General features: G+C 66.9%; 12 protein-coding genes. 11 read left to right on the plus strand and 1 reads right to left on the minus strand.

Annotated features, from left to right (window positions below; genetic code table 11):
* Positions 1–9 precede the first annotated feature (9 nt).
* The 10 genes from murD to lpxC all read left to right on the plus strand — a co-directional run bounded on the left by murD (position 10) and on the right by lpxC (position 11,513).
* Entirely contained in the window at positions 10–1,521 is a 1,512-nt protein-coding gene (gene murD / locus LXM88_RS07630; protein ID WP_262542815.1) for a UDP-N-acetylmuramoyl-L-alanine--D-glutamate ligase, read from the plus strand.
* Positions 1,518–2,801, plus strand: a complete 1,284-nt coding sequence (gene ftsW / locus LXM88_RS07635) for a putative lipid II flippase FtsW (RefSeq protein WP_262540706.1) — start codon at positions 1,518–1,520, stop codon at positions 2,799–2,801. The genes murD and ftsW overlap by 4 nt, the downstream gene beginning before the upstream one ends.
* On the plus strand, positions 2,798–3,901 hold the full coding sequence (murG, locus tag LXM88_RS07640) for an undecaprenyldiphospho-muramoylpentapeptide beta-N-acetylglucosaminyltransferase (protein ID WP_262540707.1): 1,104 nt from the start codon (positions 2,798–2,800) through the stop codon (positions 3,899–3,901). Before ftsW ends, murG begins: the two co-directional genes overlap by 4 nt.
* Positions 3,898–5,295, plus strand: a complete 1,398-nt coding sequence (gene murC, locus LXM88_RS07645) for a UDP-N-acetylmuramate--L-alanine ligase (protein ID WP_262540708.1) — start codon at positions 3,898–3,900, stop codon at positions 5,293–5,295. Before murG ends, murC begins: the two co-directional genes overlap by 4 nt.
* Positions 5,296–5,379: 84 nt before the next feature.
* Positions 5,380–6,321, plus strand: a complete 942-nt coding sequence (locus LXM88_RS07650) for a D-alanine--D-alanine ligase (protein ID WP_262540709.1) — start codon at positions 5,380–5,382, stop codon at positions 6,319–6,321.
* A gap of 19 nt (positions 6,322–6,340) precedes the next feature.
* Positions 6,341–7,093 carry a cell division protein FtsQ/DivIB gene (locus LXM88_RS07655; RefSeq protein WP_047899721.1) on the plus strand — a complete coding sequence of 251 codons (753 nt, stop codon included), beginning with the start codon at positions 6,341–6,343 and terminating at the stop codon, positions 7,091–7,093.
* Positions 7,094–7,119: 26 nt separating this feature from the next.
* Positions 7,120–8,352 (plus strand): cell division protein FtsA, encoded by a 1,233-nt coding sequence (gene ftsA / locus LXM88_RS07660; protein WP_034182640.1) that lies wholly within the window; start codon positions 7,120–7,122, stop codon positions 8,350–8,352.
* A gap of 111 nt (positions 8,353–8,463) precedes the next feature.
* Positions 8,464–9,660, plus strand: coding sequence for a cell division protein FtsZ (gene ftsZ, locus LXM88_RS07665; protein WP_006477012.1), 1,197 nt, complete (start codon positions 8,464–8,466; stop codon positions 9,658–9,660).
* A 188-nt stretch (positions 9,661–9,848) separates the two neighbouring features.
* Complete coding sequence (locus LXM88_RS07670) at positions 9,849–10,355, plus strand: peroxiredoxin (RefSeq protein ID WP_262540714.1); 507 nt, start codon at positions 9,849–9,851, stop codon at positions 10,353–10,355.
* Between the two features lie 240 nt (positions 10,356–10,595).
* The gene (gene lpxC / locus LXM88_RS07675) at positions 10,596–11,513 is read left to right on the plus strand and encodes a UDP-3-O-acyl-N-acetylglucosamine deacetylase (RefSeq protein WP_047899723.1); all 918 of its coding nucleotides are present in this window, start codon (positions 10,596–10,598) and stop codon (positions 11,511–11,513) included.
* Between the two features lie 76 nt (positions 11,514–11,589).
* Here the strand turns inward: lpxC and LXM88_RS07680 are convergent, their stop codons facing one another.
* Positions 11,590–12,069 (minus strand): DUF721 domain-containing protein, encoded by a 480-nt coding sequence (locus LXM88_RS07680; protein ID WP_262540715.1) that lies wholly within the window; start codon positions 12,067–12,069, stop codon positions 11,590–11,592.
* Between the two features lie 256 nt (positions 12,070–12,325).
* Here LXM88_RS07680 and secA point away from each other — a divergent pair, with 256 nt between their 5' ends.
* A complete protein-coding gene (gene secA / locus LXM88_RS07685; RefSeq protein ID WP_262540716.1) occupies positions 12,326–15,124 on the plus strand; it encodes a preprotein translocase subunit SecA in 2,799 nt (932 codons plus the stop codon).
* Positions 15,125–15,161: the final 37 nt, after the last annotated feature.

Here is a 15,161-nt window from a genome sequence, read left to right on the forward strand (position 1 = left end):
TCTGGCGAGATGTTTGGAGATCGGCAACGGCCGATGGTGCTCGTACTGGGGCTCGGGGAATCGGGTCTCGCGATCGCGCGATGGTGCGCGAGGCACGGGTGCCGGCTGCGAATTGCCGATACCCGCGAGGCGCCGCCCAACCTTGCCGCGCTGCAGGCCGAAGGCATCGATGCGGAATTCGTCGGCGGGGCGTTCGCGCCCGCGCTGCTCGACGGCGGCGTCGAGATCGTCGGGCTGAGCCCCGGCCTGTCGCCGCTCGAGCCGGCGCTCGCGGCGCTGGTCGCGGCCGCGAACGAGCGCGGGATCGCGGTGTGGGGCGAACTGGAATTCTTCGCGCAGGCGCTGCGCGCGCTCGGCACGAGCGGCTACCAGCCGAAGGTGCTCGCGATTACCGGCACCAACGGCAAGACCACGACGACGAGCCTCACGGGTCTGCTGTGCCAGCGCTCGGGCAAGAAGGTCGCCGTCGCGGGCAACATCAGCCCGGCGATGCTCGACCGGCTCGCGGGCGCGATCGACGAAACGGCGCTGCCCGACGTGTGGGTGCTCGAACTGTCGAGCTTCCAGCTCGAGACCGCGCGCACGTTCGCGCCGGATGCGGCCGCGATCCTCAACATCACGCAGGACCACCTCGACTGGCACGGCAGCTTCGATGCGTACGCGCAGGCAAAGGGCCGGATCTTCGGCGCGATGACGACGCGCGTGCTGAACCGCGACGACGCGGCCGTAATGAAGTTCGCGCCGGCAGTGGGCGTGGCAGACGCGCCGCGCTCAGTCACGTTCGGCCTGAACGAGCCGACGCAGGACGGCGACTACGGACTGTCGCGCGACAACGGCATTGCGTGGCTGGTGGAAGCCGTCGATCGCGACGCGCCGGATGAAGCGGTGCCGACCCGCCGGCGCAAACGCGATGCCGCGCATACGCCCGACATCGCGCAGAAGCGCCTGATGCCGGCCGACGCGCTGCGCATCCGCGGGCTGCACAACGCGGCGAACGCGCTGGCCGCGTTCGCGCTCGCGCGCGCGATCGACCTGCCTGCCGCGCCGCTGCTGCACGCGCTGCGCGAATACCGCGGCGAGGCGCATCGCGTCGAAGTGATCGCGACGATCGACGACGTGGACTACGTCGACGACAGCAAGGGCACGAACGTGGGTGCGACGGTTGCCGCGCTCGACGGGCTCGCACAGAAGATCGTGCTGATCGCCGGTGGCGACGGCAAGGGTCAGGATTTCGCGCCGCTGGTCGCGCCGGTCGCGCGCTGGTGCCGCGCGGTGATGCTGATCGGCCGCGACGCACCGGCGATTCGCGACACGCTCGCCGAAACGGGCGTGCCGCTCGCCGATCATGCGACGCTCGAAAGCGCGGTGCACGCGGCGGCCGACCTGGCGGAGCCGGGCGATGCGGTGCTGCTGTCGCCCGCGTGTGCGAGCCTCGACATGTTCAGGAACTACGCCCATCGCGCGGATGTATTCCGCGCGGCGGTCGACGAAATCGCCATCGACAAAGGAGCGACGCCATGAGCTGGTCCGATCGCCTCGTCTCCCGTTTCAACGACCGACGCGACGCCGGCGGCAACGCCGCGGGCGGTCGCGTCGCGTCGGCCACGCGCGCCGCGACGGGCGGCCTTGCGAGCGTCGTCAACGGCGTGCGTCCGAGCCGCTCGCGGATGCTCGACTTCGACTACTCGCTGCTGTGGGTGGCGATCGCGCTGCTCGGGCTCGGCGTCGTGATGGTGTACTCGGCGTCGATCGCGATGCCCGATTCGCCGAAATACGCGTCGTATCACGATTACGCGTTCCTGATGCGCCACTGCGTGTCGCTCGTCGTCGCGTTCATCGCGGCGGTGATCGCGTTTCGCGTGCCGGTGTCGACGTGGGACAAGTACGCGCCGCATCTCTTCCTGATCGCGCTCGTCAGCCTCGTGATCGTGCTGATCCCGCACGTCGGCAAGGGCGTGAACGGTGCGCGCCGCTGGATCCCGCTCGGCATCACGAACATGCAGCCGTCGGAGATCATGAAGCTCGCGGTGACGATCTACGCGGCGAACTACACGGTGCGCAAGCAGGAATACATGCAGAGCTTCGCGAAGGGCTTCCTGCCGATGGCGTTCGCGGTCGGCCTGGTCGGTGCGCTGCTGCTGCTCGAGCCGGACATGGGCGCGTTCATGGTGGTCGCTGCGATCGCGATGGGCGTGCTGTTCCTCGGTGGCGTGAACGGCAAGCTGTTCGGCGGCCTCGTCGCGACGGCAGTCGGCACGTTCACGATGCTCGTGTGGCTGTCGCCGTGGCGTCGCGAGCGGATCTTCGCGTATCTCGATCCGTGGGACGAGCGCTACGCGCAGGGCAAGGCCTACCAGCTCACGCACTCGCTGATCGCGTTCGGCCGTGGCGAGTGGTTCGGCGTCGGCCTCGGCGGCAGCGTCGAGAAGCTGAACTACCTGCCGGAAGCGCATACCGACTTCATCCTCGCGGTGATCGGCGAGGAGCTCGGCTTCGTCGGTGTGCTGGTCGTGATCCTGCTGTTCTACTGGATCGTGCGCCGTGCGTTCGAGATCGGCCGCCAGGCGCTCGCGCTCGATCGTACGTTCGCGGGGCTGACGGCGAAGGGCATCGGTATCTGGTTCGGCGCACAGACGTTCATCAACATGGGCGTGAACCTCGGGCTGCTGCCGACCAAGGGCCTGACGCTGCCGCTGGTGAGCTACGGTGGTTCCGGCATTCTGCTGAACTGCGTCGCACTCGCGGTGCTGCTGCGGGTCGATTACGAGAACCGGGTACTGATGCGCGGAGGGAAGGTATGACCGCGTCGCGACGCACGCTGATGGTGATGGCAGGCGGCACCGGGGGCCACGTGTTCCCGGGGCTCGCGGTCGCGCACCGGATGGAAGCGGCGGGCTGGCGCGTCGTGTGGCTCGGCAATCCGGCCGGGATGGAAGCGACGCTCGTGCCGAAGCACGGCATTCCGATGGAGTACGTGCGGTTCGGCGGGCTGCGCGGCAAGGGCCTGAAGACCAAGCTGACGCTGCCGTTCAACCTGCTGCGCGCGTGCTGGCAGAGCCTCGGCGCGTTGCGCCGCGTGCGGCCGGACGTCGTGCTCGGGATGGGCGGGTACATCACGTTCCCGGCGGGCGTGATGACCGCGCTGACGGGCCGTCCGCTCGTGCTGCACGAACAGAATTCGATCGCGGGCCTGACGAACAAGGTGCTCGCGAAACTCGCGAAACGCGTGCTCGTCGCGTTCCCCGGCGCACTGCCGCACGCGGAATGGACCGGCAACCCGATTCGCACGGAACTTGCGCGCACGGAAGCGCCCAAAGCACGCTATGCATCGCGCAGCGGCGCGCTGAACGTGCTGGTCGTCGGCGGCAGCCTCGGCGCGGCCGCGCTGAATGAAGTCGTGCCGCGCGCGCTGGCGATGCTGGCGCCGGGCGAACACCCGCGCGTCGTGCACCAGGCGGGCGCGAAGCATATCGACGCGCTGAAGGCGAATTACGAAGCGGCCGGTTTCGCGGCCGGCGAAGACGTGCGGCTCGTGCCGTTCATCGACGACATGGCGGCCGCGTATGCGGCGGCGGATCTCGTGATCTGCCGGTCGGGCGCGATGACGGTGTCGGAGATCGCGGCGGTGGGCGTGGCGGCGCTGTTCGTGCCGTTCCCGTACGCGGTCGACGATCACCAGACGACCAACGCCGCGTTTCTCGCCGACGCGGGCGCGGCGGTGCTGGTGCAACAACGCGACCTGTCGGCGGAACTGCTCGCCGACTGGCTGCGCGGCCAGACGCGGGCATCGCTCGCGGAGATGGCGGAACGTTCGCGCTCGTTGGCGAAGCCTGAGGCCACCGATGAAGTCGCGCGCGTTTGCGCGAAGGTGGCCGGCGCGAACCTGGAAGAACTGCAATGAAACACATCGTCAAACACATTCATTTCGTCGGGATCGGCGGCGCGGGCATGAGCGGCATCGCCGAAGTGCTCGTCAACCTCGGCTACGAGGTCAGCGGCTCGGACCTGTCGCGCAACGCGGTGACCGATCGTCTGCAGGCGCTGGGCGCACGGATCGCGATCGGCCACGATGCGGCGAACATCGAGGGCGCGAACGCGGTCGTCGTGTCGACGGCCGTACGCTCGGACAACCCGGAAGTGCTGGCCGCACGCCACCAGCGCGTGCCGATCGTGCAACGCGCGGTGATGCTCGCGGAGCTGATGCGCCTGAAGCAGGGGATCGCGATCGCCGGCACGCACGGCAAGACCACGACGACGAGCCTCGTCGCGAGCGTGCTCGCGGCGGGTGGCCTCGATCCGACCTTCGTGATCGGCGGGCGGCTGATCAGCGCCGGCGCGAACGCGCGGCTCGGCACCGGCGATTTCATCGTCGCCGAGGCCGACGAGTCGGACGCGTCGTTCCTGAACCTGTATCCGGTGATCGAAGTCATCACGAACATCGACGCCGACCACATGGACACCTACGGCCACGATTTCGCGCGGCTCAAGCAGGCGTTCATCGAATTCACGCAGCGTCTGCCGTTCTACGGCAGCGCGGTCGTGTGCGTCGACGATCCGAACGTGCGGCAGATCATCCCGTTCATCTCGAAGCCGGTCGTGCGTTACGGCCTGTCGCCGGATGCGCAGGTGCGCGCGGAAGACATCGACGCGCGCGACGGCCGGATGTATTTCACGGTGATCCGCGAAGGGCGCGCGCCGCTCGCGGTCGTGCTGAACATGCCGGGCCTGCACAACGTGCAGAACGCGCTCGCGGCGATCGCGATCGCGACCGACCTCGGCGTCGCGGACGACGCGATCCAGCAGGCGCTGGCGGAATTCAACGGCGTCGGCCGGCGCTTCCAGCGTTACGGCGAGGTGCCGACCGCGGACGGCGGCCAGTACACGCTGATCGACGACTACGGCCATCACCCGGTCGAGATGGCCGCGACGATCGCGGCCGCGCGCGGCGCGTTCCCGGGCCGCCGCCTCGTGCTGGCGTTCCAGCCGCACCGCTACACGCGCACGCGCGATTGCTTCGACGATTTCGTCAGCGTGCTGTCGACGGTCGACGCGCTGGTGCTGACGGAAGTCTACGCGGCCGGCGAGGCCGCGATTTCGACGGCCAACGGCGATGCGCTGTCGCGTGCGCTGCGCGCGGTCGGGAAGGTTGACCCGGTGTTCGTCGCGACGGTCGACGACGTGCCGGACGCATTGGCGAAGGTCGCGCGGAACGGCGACGTGGTGATCACGATGGGTGCGGGTTCGATCGGCGGCGTGCCGGCGAAGCTCGTGCAACACACACAACAGAAGGCATGAGATGAAACAACCCCCACGCTCACTTTGTTCGCTGCCCCCCGAGGGGGCGGTCAGCCTCCTTGGGGCGGCCCGGCGGAGGCTGACATGAGCAGGATCGATCCGAAACGTTTCGGCAAGGTGGCGGTGTTGTTCGGCGGCGAATCCGCCGAGCGCGAGGTGTCGCTCACCTCGGGCCGCCTCGTGCTGCAGGGCCTGCGTGACGCGGGCGTCGATGCGCATCCGTTCGACCCGGCCGAGCGGCCGCTGTCGGCGCTGAAGGACGAAGGCTTCGTGCGCGCATTCAACGCGCTGCACGGCGGTTATGGCGAGAACGGCCAGATCCAGGGCGCGCTCGATTTCTACGGGATCCGCTACACGGGCAGCGGCGTGCTCGGGTCGGCGCTCGGCCTCGACAAGTTCCGCACGAAGCTCGTGTGGCAGCAGACGGGCGTGCCGACGCCGCCGTTCGAGACGGTGATGCGCGGCGACGACCTCGCGGCGCGCGCGCCGGAAATCGTCGCGAAGCTCGGCCTGCCGCTGTTCGTGAAGCCGGCGAGCGAAGGCTCGAGCGTCGCGGTGCTGAAGGTGAAGACGGCCGACGCGCTGCCGGCCGCGCTCGCGGAAGCCGCGACGCACGACAAGATCGTGATCGTCGAGAAGAGCATCGAAGGCGGCGGCGAATACACGGCGTGCATCGCCGGCGATCTCGACCTGCCGCTGATCAAGATCGTGCCGGCGGGCGAGTTCTACGACTACCACGCGAAGTATGTTGCCGACGATACGCAGTACCTGATCCCGTGCGGCCTGCCGGCCGAACAGGAAGCGGAACTGAAGCGCATCGCGCGGCGCGCGTTCGACGTGCTCGGCTGCACCGACTGGGGCCGCGCGGATTTCATGCTCGACGCGGCCGGCAATGCGTATTTCCTGGAAGTGAACACGGCCCCCGGGATGACCGACCACTCGCTGCCGCCGAAGGCCGCGCGTGCGGTCGGCATCGGCTATTCGGAGCTGGTCGTGAAGGTGCTGTCGCTCACGCTCAACGACTGACGCAGGAACGGAACGACGTATGTGGAACAACGTTCGCCAACTCAACCTTGCCGCCAGCGCGCTGTACGCGCTGCTGCTGCTCGTGTTGGCGGCGGCCGGCTGCTACTGGCTGATCCAGCGCCCGACGTTCGCGCTGCGGGAAATCCGGATCGACGGCGACACCGAACACATCAACTCGCCGACGGTCCGCGCGGGCGTGGTCGGCCGGCTGAAGGGCAATTTCTTCACGGTGGATCTCGACACGGCGCGCGCCGCATTCGAGCAGATGCCGTGGGTGCGGCATGCGAGCGTGCGCCGGGTGTGGCCGAATGCGCTGGCTGTCACGCTCGAGGAGTACAAACCGCTCGGGACCTGGGGCAGCGACCAGCTCGTGAGCGTCGACGGCGAGCTGTTCACCGCGAACCAGGGCGAACTGGACAAGGAACTGCCGGCGTTCGACGGCCCGGAGGGCAGTGCGAAGGAAGTCGTCACGCGGTATCGCGACTTCGGGAAATGGTTTGCGCCGCTGAAGGCGGCGCCGGAAGAAGTGACGCTGTCGGCGCGGTACGCGTGGACGGTGAAGCTGTCGAACGGCATGCAGGTCGAGCTGGGCAAGGAGCGCAACAGCGAATCGCTGCATGACCGGAGCCAGCGCCTGGTCGCGGCCTGGCCGGCCGTCACGGAGCGTTGGGGCAACGACATCGAGTACGCGGACCTGCGCTATCCGAACGGATTCGCGATTCGCGCGGCAGGCATGCGGTTCCTGACCGATACCGACAAGCGCAAGAAGTAACGAGAGATCACACGCAAGAGCACTTTATGAGCAAAGACTACAAGGATCTGCTGGTTTCCCTCGACATCGGCACGTCGAAGGTGGTGGCCATCGTCGCCGAGCTGAAAGGCGAGGGTCACTACGAGGTGATCGGTCTCGGCCAGAGCGAGTCGAAGGGTCTGAAGAAAGGTGTGGTGGTCAATATCGAGGCCACCGTGCAGTCGATCCAGCGCGCGCTCGAGGAAGCCGAGCTGATGGCCGACTGCAAGATCACCAACGTGTTTACGGGGATTGCGGGCAGCCACATCCGCAGCTTCAACTCGAGCGGGATGGTCGCGATCAAGGACAAGGAAGTCACGCAGACCGACGTCGCACGCGTGATCGAGACCGCGAAGGCGATCAACATCCCGACCGACCAGCAGGTGCTGCACATCCTCACGCAGGAATTCATCATCGACGGCCAGGAAGACGTGCGCGAGCCGATCGGGATGAGCGGTATCCGCCTCGAGGTGAAGGTGCACATCGTGACGGGCGCGGTGAGCGCCGCGCAGAACATCGTCAAGTGCGTGCGCCGCTGCGGGCTGGAAGTGAACGACCTGATTCTGCAGCCGCTCGCGTCGTCGCTGGCCGTGCTGACGGAAGACGAGAAGGATCTCGGCGTGGTGCTGGTCGACGTCGGCGGCGGCACGACGGACATCGCGATCTTCGCCGAAGGCGCGATCCGCCACACCGCGGTGATTCCGATCGCAGGCGACCAGATCACGAGCGACATCGCGATGGCGCTGCGCACGCCGACGCCGGATGCGGAAGACATCAAGGTCGGCTACGGGATCGCGAAGCAGGCGCTCGCCGACCCGGACGAGATGGTCGAAGTGCCGGGCCTCGGCGAACGCGGACCGCGCACGCTGTCGCGCCAGGCGCTCGCGGCCGTGATCGAGCCGCGCGTCGAGGAGCTGTTCTCGCTCGTGCAGCAGGTCGTGCGCGAGTCGGGTTACGAAGAACTGCTGAGCTCCGGCGTGGTCATTACCGGCGGTGCCGCGATGATGCCGGGCATGGTCGAGCTCGGCGAAGACATTTTCCTGAAACCGGTGCGCATCGGCGCGCCGGAATATGCAGGCGGCCTCTCCGACGTCGTGCGCAATCCGCGCTACTCGACGGCGATGGGGCTGCTCGTCGAAGGCAGTGCCCAGCGCATGCGCGGCCGCAAGGTCGCCGTGCAGTCCGGCAACGCGGGGCAGGTGTTCTCGCGGATGAAGGAATGGTTCCTGAGCAACTTTTGACGAACCGAATCGAAATTCGCGCTGGTGCCGGCGGCTGGCGCGCGACAGGGGGTTGCCCGATCTCCTGCCGAATAACGGCCGATTAGCAGTCATTCTCTTGACGGAGGCAACATGGAATTCGAAATGCTGGAAACCGAGACCAACGGCACCATCATCAAGGTGGTCGGCGTTGGCGGCGCTGGCGGCAATGCCGTACAGCACATGATCAACCGCGGCGTGCAGGGCGTCGACTTCATCGTGATGAACACGGACGCCCAGGCGCTGTCGCGTTCGCGCGCATCGTCGGTGATCCAGCTTGGCAACACGGGCCTCGGCGCCGGTGCGAAGCCGGAAATGGGCCGTGCGGCAGCGGAAGAAGCGCGTGAGCGCATCGCCGACGCACTGCGCGGCGCGCACATGGTGTTCATTACGGCCGGCATGGGCGGCGGTACGGGCACGGGCGCGGCACCGGTGGTCGCGCAGATCGCGAAAGAGATGGGCATCCTGACGGTCGGTGTCGTCAGCAAGCCGTTCGAGTTCGAAGGCGGCAAGCGCATGCGCGTCGCCGAAGCAGGTTCGCAGCAACTGGAGGATCACGTCGACTCGCTGATCGTCGTGCTGAACGACAAGCTGTTCGACGTGATGGGCGACGACGCCGAGATGGACAAGTGCTTCCAGTGCGCGGACGACGTGTTGAACAACGCGGTTGCAGGCATCGCTGAAATCATCAACGTCGATGGCCTCGTGAACGTCGACTTCGAAGACGTGAAGACGGTGATGGGCGAGCAGGGCAAGGCGATGATGGGCACGGCGACGGTCGCCGGCGTCGATCGCGCACGCCTCGCGGCGGAACAGGCCGTGGCGAGCCCGCTGCTCGAAGGTGTCGATCTGTCGGGCGCACGCGGCGTGCTGGTCAACATCACGTCGAGCCGTTCGCTGCGCCTGTCGGAAACGCGCGAAGTGATGAACACGATCAAGAGCTACGCGGCGGAAGATGCGACGGTGATCTTCGGTGCGGTGTACGACGACGCGATGGGCGATGCACTGCGCGTGACGGTCGTGGCGACGGGTCTGGGCCGTGCGGCGAAGAAGCAGCAGTCGGCTCCGATGACGCTGCTGCGCACGGGTACGGACAACCAGCCGGTCAGCGCGGTGTCGCACGGCTATGCGCAGCCGCATCACGTCAGCACGGCCGACTACGGCGCGCTCGATACGCCGGCGGTGTGGCGCAACTCGCGCGAAACCGCGGCATCGCACGTGCAGGCGCTGCAGGAGAAGGGTGTCGACACGTACGACATCCCGGCTTTCCTGCGCAAGCAGGCTGACTGACGCAAACACAGGCGAAGCCGCGGCGAAATCGCCGCGGGATCGCCGGCGTGACGGATGCTACGGACCACGACAGGCCGCGTCGGATGCGACGCCGGGCCGGGAAACGTGCCCTCTTCGCTCAAGCGGGGCGGGATGGGCCGTGCTGTCCGCAACACGCTGAAAAACCGTATCGCTATGAGGGACCAGCCATGATTCAAGTGGGCGACGCGCTGCCCGACGCGCAGTTGTTCGAGTTCATCGACGACGCGCGCGAAGGGTGCACGCTGGGGCCGAATGCCTTCAGCGTGCACGACCAGGTTGCGGGAAAGCGGGTGGTGATCTTCGGATTGCCGGGCGCTTTCACGCCGACCTGCTCGGCGCAGCATGTACCGGGCTACGTCGAACACGCCGAGCAACTGCGCTCGGCGGGTGTCGACGAGATCTGGTGCGTGTCCGTCAACGACGCATTCGTGATGGGCGCATGGGGACGTGATCTGCACACCGCGGGCAAGGTGCGCATGATGGCGGACGGCAGCGCGGCTTTCACTCATGCGCTGGGGCTGACGCAGGATTTGTCCGCGCGTGGCATGGGAATTCGTTCCCTGCGCTACGCGATGGTGATTGACGGCGGTGTGGTCAAGACGCTGGCCGTCGAGGCGCCGGGCAAATTCGAAGTGAGCGATGCGGCGAGTGTTCTCGCGACGTTGACGTCCTGATCGTGCGGTGCGCCGTTGCCTGCCGGCAACGCTGCTCACCGGCCTCGGGGCAGTTGTAACACGGGCTGATGACCGGAAACGCCTCCGTTCCGGGCATCGGCCCGTCCCGTATCGGCGCGGGTAAACTGCCGAAACAGATTGATACGCAGTTTCAAACAGCGTTGAATAGGGAATTACGCTATAATCCCATCTATCGAATGTAACTCCTGATTGATATCTTCAATCAAGACGAAGAACACCATGCTGAAGCAGCGCACCATCAAATCGATCGTGAAGACCGTGGGTATCGGTCTCCACTCGGGCCGCAAGATTGAACTGACGCTCCGTCCCGCCGCGCCGGGCACGGGCATCGTCTTCTCGCGCATCGACCTGCCTACGCCCGTCGACATTCCCGCATCGGCGATGTCGATCGGCGACACGCGGCTCGCGTCGGTGCTGCAGAAGGATGGTGCGCGCGTGTCGACGGTCGAGCACCTGATGTCGGCGTGCGCCGGCCTCGGCATCGACAACCTCTATGTCGACGTGACGGCCGAGGAAATCCCGATCATGGACGGCAGCGCGGCGACCTTCGTGTTCCTGATCCAGTCTGCCGGCATCGAGGAGCAGAACGCGCCGAAGCGCTTCATCAAGGTGACGAAGCCGGTTGAAATCCGCGACGGCGACAAGTTCGCGCGTCTCGATCCGTATTTCGGCTTCAAGTTGAAGTTCTCGATCGACTTCCGCCACCCGGCCGTCGACAAGACCGGCCAGGAGCTCGAGGTCGACTTCGCGAATACGTCGTACGTGCGCGAGATCGCACGCGCGCGCACGTTCGGCTTCGCGCACGAAGCCGAGATGCTGCGCGAGCTGGGCCTGGCGCGCGGCGGCAGCATGGACAACGCGATCGTGCTCGACGAGTACCGGATCCTGAACAACGACGGGCTGCGCTACGACGACGAGTTCGTGAAGCACAAGATGCTCGACGCGATCGGTGACCTGTACGTGGTCGGCCATCCGCTGCTGGCGTCGTACACCGCGTACAAGTCGGGGCACGGGCTGAACAACGCGCTGCTGCGCGAATTGCTCGCGCACGAAGACGCATACGAGATCGTCACGTTCGACGATCCGCAGGCTGCACCGAGCGGCTTCGCGTTCGACGCGCAGACTGCGTTCGCCTGACCGGCGTTCCGCATCAGCAATAAAAAAACGGCCTGCGGGCCGTTTTTTTGTTGGCGGGCCGCCGGCGGCGGCGCGCTCAGCGCGGCGATTTCGCGCCGTGCCGGGCCGCCATTCGCGCGAGCGCGGCCTGCAGCGGCGACGGATCGAGGTGATCGGCGAGGTCGCGCAAGGCGGCGGCGCCGACCGAGGTCATCCGCGCCTGCTTCACGTGCGGCGGCTCCGGCGCGTCCTTCGGACGCACGCGCACGCGCAGCGTCGCGACGGGCCAGCCGCGCTTCTGGAGATCGCCGAGCAGCCGCGGCTCGACCTGCCGCAGCCGCGCGGCCAGCGCATTGTGCGCGGCAAAGAGGGTCAGGGTGCCGTCCTTGATGAAGCCCGGATCGACATGATTCGCAAGATAGTCGGGCAGGAGCGCGGACAGATCGCGCTGCAGCGACGCGATCTGCTCGACGCCGGCGCGCAGCGCGGTGAACGCGTCGGTGCGGCCGAGCACTTCGGACACGGGTTGCGGGCGATGCGCGGCGAACGGGCCGAAACGCTTGGAAAATCGGTTCATCGAGGCATTCTTCGGGCGCGCACGCGCGCGGACGTTGACGCCGATTGTACCCGCGCCAGCCTGCCCACGGGCGGCTTTCGTCTCGTCCGCCCGGCCGTCGGCGCACAATGCCCGTCCGGCCGAGACACGGGCGTGCGCGTTCGCGCGTGCTAAAATTCACCGTTTGAGTCCACTAATTCGCTAAGCCGCCGAGGCTCGGGCGCCGGGGCGCGCAACACGCGCCGGGCGCCGGTGCTGCGACGCAGGATCCGATCCGATGACAACCGGTTTTCTCCAGAAAATTTTTGGCAGCCGCAACCAGCGGCTCGTCAAGCAATACCAAAAGACCGTCACGACGATCAATGCGCTCGAAACGCAGATCGAGAAGCTGACGGACGACCAGTTGCGCGGCAAGACGGACGAATTCCGCCAGCGGGTCGCGGCCGGCGAGTCGCTCGACAAGCTGCTGCCCGAAGCATTCGCGGTCTGCCGCGAGGCGAGCCGTCGCGTGCTGAAGATGCGGCACTTCGACGTGCAGATGATCGGCGGCATGGTGCTCCACTACGGCAAGATCGCGGAAATGCGCACCGGCGAGGGCAAGACGCTCGTCGCGACGCTGCCCGTGTACCTGAACGCGCTGGCCGGGCGCGGCGTGCACGTCGTGACCGTCAACGACTACCTCGCGCAGCGTGACGCCGAATGGATGGCGCGCCTCTACAACTTCCTCGGTCTGTCGGTCGGCATCAACCTGTCCGGCATGGAGCACGACCAGAAGCAGCAGGCCTACGCGGCGGACATCACGTACGGCACGAACAACGAGTTCGGCTTCGACTACCTGCGCGACAACATGGTCTACGAGACCGACGCGCGCGTGCAGCGGGCACTGAACTTCGCGGTCGTCGACGAAGTGGACTCGATCCTGATCGACGAGGCGCGCACGCCGCTGATCATCTCGGGCCAGGCCGAGGACCACACCGAACTGTACGTGCGGATGAACGCGCTGCCGCCGCTGCTCGAGCGCCAGATCGGCGAGGAGAAGGCCGACGGCACGGGCGTCGAGAAGCCGGGCGACTACACGCTCGACGAGAAGTCGCGCCAGGTGTTCCTGACGGAAGCGGGCCACGAGAAGGCCGAGCGGCTGCTCTCCGAATGGGGCCTGATCGGCGACGGCGAGAGCCTGTACGCGCCGCAGAACATCACGCTGATGCACCACGTGTACGCGGCGCTGCGCGCCCACACGCTGTTCCACAAGGACCAGCACTACGTCGTGCAGAACGGCGAAGTGGTCATCGTCGACGAATTCACGGGCCGCCTGATGGCCGGCCGCCGCTGGTCCGACGGCCTGCACCAGGCGGTCGAGGCGAAGGAGCACGTGAAGATCCAGAGCGAGAACCAGACGCTCGCATCGATCACGTTCCAGAACTACTTCCGGATGTACGCGAAGCTCGCGGGCATGACGGGTACCGCGGACACCGAAGCGTACGAATTCAACGAGATCTACGGTCTCGAGACGGTCGTGATCCCGACCAACCGTCCGCCGAAGCGGATCGACAAGCAGGACCAGATCTACAAGACGGCCAAGGAGCGCTACGACGCGGTGATCCGCGACATCCGCGACTGTTACGAGCGTGGCCAGCCGGTGCTGGTCGGCACGACGTCGATCGAGAACTCCGAGCTGCTGTCGCACCTGCTGAAGCAGGCCGGGCTGCCGCACGAAGTGCTGAACGCGAAGCAGCACGAGCGTGAAGCGGCGATCGTCGCGGAAGCCGGCCGTCCGAACCGCGTGACGATCGCGACCAACATGGCCGGCCGCGGCACCGACATCGTGCTCGGCGGCAACGCCGAGAAGCAGGCCGCGTTCATCGAGGCCGACGAAGCGATCCCGGCCGACGAGAAGGCGCGCCGCATCCAGCAGCTGCACGACGAGTGGGAAACGCTGCACGAGCAGGTGAAGGCCGCAGGCGGCCTGCACATCATCGGCACCGAGCGCCATGAATCGCGCCGGATCGACAACCAGCTGCGTGGCCGTGCAGGCCGCCAGGGCGATCCGGGCTCGTCGCGCTTCTACCTGTCGCTCGACGATCCGCTGCTGCGCATCTTCGCGGGCGACCGCGTGCGCTCGATCATGGATCGCCTGAAGATGCCGGAAGGCGAGGCGATCGAGGCCGGTATCGTCACGCGTTCGATCGAATCCGCGCAGCGCAAGGTCGAAGCGCGCAACTTCGACATCCGCAAGCAGCTGCTCGAATACGACGACGTGTCGAACGACCAGCGCAAGGTCATCTACCAGCAGCGCAACGAACTGCTCGAAGCACACGACATCACCGAGACGATCACCGCGATGCGCCACGGCGTGATTGCCGAAGTCGTCCGCCAGTTCGTGCCGGAAGGCAGCATCGAGGAGCAGTGGGACGTGCCCGAGCTCGAGGAAGCGCTGCGCAACGACTGGCAGCTCGACCTCGCGATCCAGGAAATGGTGAACGAGTCGTCGTCGATCACGGCCGAGGAAATTCTCGACGCGGTGATGACGGCCGCCGACGAGCAGTACGACGCCAAGGTCGCGATGGTGGGCCGCGAATCGTTCAGCGCGTTCGAGCGCTCGGTGATGCTGCAGACGGTCGACCGCCTGTGGCGTGAACACCTCGCGGCGCTCGACCACCTGCGCCAGGGCATCCACCTGCGCGGCTATGCGCAGAAGAACCCGAAGCAGGAATACAAGCGCGAAGCGTTCGAGCTGTTCGCCGCGATGCTCGAGGCGATCAAGCAGGAAGTCACGCGGGTCGTGATGAACGTGCAGATCCAGTCGCCGGAGCAGCTCGAGGAAGCAGCCGAGCAGATCGAAGAGCGCAGCAGCCATCTCGAGAACGTCGAGTACCAGCATGCCGAGTTTGCCGAAGCCGCCGCGCCGGTGGCCGGCGGGGCGGCGGTCGCGGCCGCGGCGGCGACCGCCGACATGGTCGACAGCGCGATGCTCCACAGCGGCCCCGGCGGCGAAATGCCGAAGGTCGGCCGTAACGATCCGTGCCCGTGCGGCAGCGGCAAGAAGTACAAGCACTGTCACGGGAAGCTGTCATGATCGGCGGCGGCGCGCGCCATGCGTGCCGCTTCGTTCG

The sequence above is a fragment of the Burkholderia sp. S-53 genome, assembly GCF_025560745.1.
Taxonomy (GTDB): domain Bacteria; phylum Pseudomonadota; class Gammaproteobacteria; order Burkholderiales; family Burkholderiaceae; genus Burkholderia; species Burkholderia pyrrocinia.

Coding starts and splice junctions, on each gene's coding strand:
- murD (WP_262542815.1), top strand. CDS start 10: ATGTTTGGAGATCGGCAACGGCCGATGGTGCTCGTACTGGGGCTCGGG.
- ftsW (WP_262540706.1), top strand. CDS start 1,518: ATGAGCTGGTCCGATCGCCTCGTCTCCCGTTTCAACGACCGACGCGAC.
- murG (WP_262540707.1), top strand. CDS start 2,798: ATGACCGCGTCGCGACGCACGCTGATGGTGATGGCAGGCGGCACCGGG.
- murC (WP_262540708.1), top strand. CDS start 3,898: ATGAAACACATCGTCAAACACATTCATTTCGTCGGGATCGGCGGCGCG.
- LXM88_RS07650 (WP_262540709.1), top strand. CDS start 5,380: ATGAGCAGGATCGATCCGAAACGTTTCGGCAAGGTGGCGGTGTTGTTC.
- LXM88_RS07655 (WP_047899721.1), top strand. CDS start 6,341: ATGTGGAACAACGTTCGCCAACTCAACCTTGCCGCCAGCGCGCTGTAC.
- ftsA (WP_034182640.1), top strand. CDS start 7,120: ATGAGCAAAGACTACAAGGATCTGCTGGTTTCCCTCGACATCGGCACG.
- ftsZ (WP_006477012.1), top strand. CDS start 8,464: ATGGAATTCGAAATGCTGGAAACCGAGACCAACGGCACCATCATCAAG.
- LXM88_RS07670 (WP_262540714.1), top strand. CDS start 9,849: ATGATTCAAGTGGGCGACGCGCTGCCCGACGCGCAGTTGTTCGAGTTC.
- lpxC (WP_047899723.1), top strand. CDS start 10,596: ATGCTGAAGCAGCGCACCATCAAATCGATCGTGAAGACCGTGGGTATC.
- LXM88_RS07680 (WP_262540715.1), bottom strand. CDS start 12,069: ATGAACCGATTTTCCAAGCGTTTCGGCCCGTTCGCCGCGCATCGCCCG.
- secA (WP_262540716.1), top strand. CDS start 12,326: ATGACAACCGGTTTTCTCCAGAAAATTTTTGGCAGCCGCAACCAGCGG.